The organism is Planococcus sp. A6, assembly GCF_028823615.1.
Taxonomy (GTDB): domain Bacteria; phylum Bacillota; class Bacilli; order Bacillales_A; family Planococcaceae; genus Planococcus.
In genome coordinates this window covers 1-4,112 of the sequence record NZ_JAPEHT010000191.1, presented here as the reverse complement: position 1 = coordinate 4,112, position 4,112 = coordinate 1, and the positions used below count along the sequence as shown (strand labels likewise).

Annotated in this window: 4 protein-coding genes; 3 read left to right on the top strand and 1 reads right to left on the bottom strand. The window is 37.7% G+C overall.

Features of this window, described 5'->3' with window-relative positions; genetic code table 11:
• Positions 1-160: 160 nt before the first annotated feature.
• Positions 161-1,672, bottom strand: a complete 1,512-nt coding sequence (locus ON064_RS17295) for a primase C-terminal domain-containing protein (protein WP_274625747.1) — start codon at positions 1,670-1,672, stop codon at positions 161-163.
• An 893-nt stretch (positions 1,673-2,565) separates the two neighbouring features.
• Here ON064_RS17295 and ON064_RS17290 point away from each other — a divergent pair.
• The 3 genes from ON064_RS17290 (at position 2,566) to ON064_RS17280 (ending at position 4,065) form a co-directional block, all read left to right on the top strand.
• Positions 2,566-3,375, top strand: coding sequence for a ParA family protein (locus tag ON064_RS17290; RefSeq protein ID WP_211656095.1), 810 nt, complete (start codon positions 2,566-2,568; stop codon positions 3,373-3,375).
• Entirely contained in the window at positions 3,368-3,832 is a 465-nt protein-coding gene (locus tag ON064_RS17285; RefSeq protein ID WP_274625746.1) for a hypothetical protein, read from the top strand. The genes ON064_RS17290 and ON064_RS17285 overlap by 8 nt, the downstream gene beginning before the upstream one ends.
• Before the next feature lie 80 nt (positions 3,833-3,912).
• Positions 3,913-4,065, top strand: a complete 153-nt coding sequence (locus tag ON064_RS17280; RefSeq protein WP_274625745.1) for a hypothetical protein — start codon at positions 3,913-3,915, stop codon at positions 4,063-4,065.
• Positions 4,066-4,112 lie beyond the last annotated feature (47 nt).

Sequence of the window (4,112 nt, the reverse complement as noted above, 5' to 3'; positions counted from 1 at the left end):
TTAACACGTATGAATCCGACCCCGATAAAAAATCCGACACCTAAACATTCAGCCGTTGCTGAGTGTTTTTTTATGAGATCAAAAGAGTGATGGATGGATAAGTAAGAATTAACCATGATAAAACAGCACGTATACAGATATGTATTGGCAGACTGGACCATTAAGAGGAATTGAAATTTTTACCAATTATCGGTTCGGATAAGCGCTTTTCAAGGAACCATTTCACATCGTCAATCAGGTCGTGAACAATACGCTCATTTAAGCGTTCAGACGCCATGACATGGAGCGCTTCCTTGTATCGAACCCGATGGGTTTGCTGATAACTGAGCGCACACTGAAGAAGCACAGCCACGGAGGTAATTCCGGTCTTTGCTGTACGTCCTTGTCCGATTCGTTTGATGAGGATTTTTTTCGACTGTTGGATTAACACATTGAACGAACTCCGGGGAATGCCGACGGCTTCGCAGAGTTCTCGCTGCGTCGTCCAGTTGATCGGTTGATCCAGTGAGGTCTTTTCCTGAATGAACTGCAGCAGATCCTCTTCCCACTCGTCGTAATGGCTGCGTTTCCGGTCTTTGCGTTCTTTTTTAAACTTGTACCAGCCACCCATCGGGTTTTCGATGGCGATCTCCTTGTGACTCCCCCACTCGTTCAAGAGTTCTTGAATATAGTCCTGGTGAGCGCCTTTAAAACGCCCCTTATAGGCGCTTCTGACGATTTTCTCGACTTCACTATGCCGAAGGGGCGAAACTAGCCCTGAATTGTACTCATCGAGTAAATCCAGCGTCTCTCCCTTCCCCTTTCCGGCACTGTAGCAAGCAAGCGCAAGCGTGAACATGAGATTATCACGACCAAGCTGTCCCGATTGTCCTTTCACATGACGCGTCTTCAGCAATTCCTGGAACCACGCTGTCTGTGTGGGATCATGCTCTCTAGCTTCGTTCGCTACTACAAATAGGCCTCTTCCCTTGTCGTCGTCCTGGCGCTTCGACCAAGCGATCAACGAACCGAAGTCATAGACCATCTCTTCCGAGAACCACCGAATATTGGTTTCGTTCGGCATGCGGAAAAAACCAAAGTCATTACAGGAGACATCGACTCCCTGTAAGACCTTGGCCAAACTCTGTTTAATGTTTTCGGAAATGCGTTTTGCGACCTTCAGTCCACGAAAATCGTTTTGATTACTGATGAACAACGGTTTTTCCAAGACGAAATAGACCTGAAATCCCTTAGGAGTCTCCAAGACAAGTGTGGGCACGCCGACACTATGATCGAGTGCAGCCGTCAGGATTTCCGTATACGGCTGTTTCTTCGTATCGATATCGACGACAAAGGTATTGATTTGTTGGAGGTTTTTCTCTTCATGTCCCTTGAGGAACCGTCTTTTTTCATCTGAGTACCTTATGTAGTTATAAACGTTGGGATTCCAATGCGAAACCAAAGAAGCGTCCTCCAAGAGAGTTTCTAAGGACGTAACAACATAGCCTTTAACACCTGAAGGTGTAGAAAGATCCTCTTTAGATCGAACAACACCGATTGCTCCAGTTTTTCTTTTATTAGCCTTTTTAACAGCTTCAACTCGGAGTGGAAGGCTTATTTTAGAATTTTTAACTTTGTAAGAATAGATTCCATTTTTTAAAACAGTATCTACTACTTCATACAATCTATTCATCTAAACCTTCCCCTTCATCGACTTCTCATGCTTCTTTTCCTAACCGTATAGGAATGAAAACATCGTGTAAATAGCGTCAAATCAAGGTTTTCAAGGTCGCAGAAGTAGATATTTCCACTTTTCTACTTTTGTTAGAATGAACACCATTCTCGCAGAAGTAGATATTTCCACTTTTCTACCTTTGTTAGAATCAACATCATTCTCACAAAATCAATATCATTCTCGCAGAAGTAGATATTTCTACTTTTCTACCTTTGTTAGAATCAATATCATCCTCGCAGAAGTAGATATTTCTACTTTTCTACCTTTGTTAGAATCATTGAATTAAAAAATATTATTTCTCTTCTCAGAGACCTTGGTATTAAAGGGATAAATAACTTTAAAGAAATTTACCTTACTAACAAAAGTAGATATTTCTACCTTTGTTAGAATGAAAACCATTATCGCAGAAGTAGATATTTCCACTTTTCTACTTTTGTTAGAATGAATAACATTCTCGCAGAAGTAGATATTTCTACTTTTCTACTTTTGTTAGAATGAACATCATCCTAGCAGAAGTAGATATTTCCACTTTTCTACTTTTGTTAGAATGAATAACATTCTCGCAGAACTGCAGAAGTAGATATTTCCACTTTTCTACTTTTGTTAGAATCAATATCATTCTCGCAGAAGTAGATATTTCTACTTTTCTACTTTTGTTAGAATGAACGCCATTCTCGCAGAAGTAGATATTTCTACTTTTCTACCTTTGTTGGGATAGATAAGCTTATATTACAAATTTATTACAAATTTTCTCTCATATACACAAACTTCTACTTGTGTTATTATCAGAAATATACAGAAGTAGAAGTTTGTTAGGTAGAAGTTTGTTAGGAAGGGTAGGAGGAAATAAAATGACAGCTAAAACAATTGTAGTTGGAAATTTTAAAGGTGGAGTAGGGAAAACAAAAGTATCTGTAATGACTAGTTGGGAATATGCAAATGTCCACAATAAGAAAGTTCTATTAGTAGATATGGATCCTCAAGGAAATGCGAGTACTCTAATTGCTCGTTCTGCAGGTATCACCGAAATCAACAAGACAATATTTGATGGATTTCAGGAAGGCACTTTAGAAAACGTAATTTTAAAAGTTAATGAAAACCTTGATTTAATACCAGCTGCAGTATCTTTTAAAAACTTCTCAAAATTCTTGTACCAAAACTTCAAAACGGATCTAGAACAAATAACATTGTTAAAAAGACTATTAGATCCACTTAAAGAACATTATGATTATATTTTTATCGATGTACCTCCAACAATTAGTGACTACTCAGATAATGCGATGATGGCTTCAGACTACGTATTAATCATTCTTCAAGCCCAAGAACTTTCATTAGAGGGTGCTGAAACTTATGTTTCTTATCTTCAGTTTATGCATGATGAATATGAAGCTGATATACAAGTATTGGGTGTTCTTCCGGTTCTTTTAAGAGCTGGCGGTAGAGTAGATCAAACTACTGTCGAAAGAGCGACAGAGCTATTTGGAGAAGATAATGTATTTTCCAATGTTATAAAACACTTAGAGCGTCTAAAAGCTTGGGATGTTACCGGTATAAAAAATGACGACCATCACGATCGTAAAGCTCATCAAACTTTTTTAGATGTGGTTGATGAAATGGAAGAGAAGCTTGCTCGATTTGAGGAGGAAGAAACAAATGTCTGAAAGCCCTAAAAAAGGTCCATTAATTAAAAGGAAAACCAAATCTATGGAAAGACCATCGCCTGTGGTAGTGACCAGTAACAATGATTTTAAGTTTTCAAATGCAACTGTCTCACCAACTGAAGAAATTGAAGTTGGACCGAAAAAAACAGAGGTCCAATCGGAAAAAAGAGAAACTAGCGACAAGCCAGTTGAAAACAAACCTAAAAAGAAAGCCACCAGAAGAAAAGGCGTAGTTGGCAAAAACAACAATGTGAAATCCATTAAATTACCTCATGATCTCCACACTAAAATAGGTATCCTTGGTAAATTCATGGATGAAAACAAAACGTATGCAATTATTTCTAAGCTTGTAGACTACTACGAAGAGAATGAATTAACAGATCGACAGAAAAAACAAATTGAATACATGACAGATTTTCTTAATGAAGATTCAACAAATTCAAATATACAAAAGTAGAAATATCTACCTAACAAAGGTAGATATTTCTACTTTTTTGAGATTAAAAACCTTTTCTATTCATGAAAGGAGAATTTTCAATGTACATTATTCGTTCTGAAGATGGAACAACTCTTACAAAAGAAGGGAAAGAACTTACTTTTGAAAATTTTGAGGACGCTGAAAAACAAAAGCGCACCTTACAAAATTTCGATTTCAATAATTGGACTATAATTAAAGTTATTGAAGATTAAATGCAGTTTTCAAACTCTATAAACCCCACCGAGGGCGACTGCACTAG

Excerpts from the sequence above, each read along its gene's own strand:
- ON064_RS17280 (WP_274625745.1), top strand. The coding sequence starts at position 3,913 with ATGTACATTATTCGTTCTGAAGATGGAACAACTCTTACAAAAGAAGGG.
- ON064_RS17290 (WP_211656095.1), top strand. The coding sequence starts at position 2,566 with ATGACAGCTAAAACAATTGTAGTTGGAAATTTTAAAGGTGGAGTAGGG.
- ON064_RS17285 (WP_274625746.1), top strand. The coding sequence starts at position 3,368 with ATGTCTGAAAGCCCTAAAAAAGGTCCATTAATTAAAAGGAAAACCAAA.
- ON064_RS17295 (WP_274625747.1), bottom strand. The coding sequence starts at position 1,672 with ATGAATAGATTGTATGAAGTAGTAGATACTGTTTTAAAAAATGGAATC.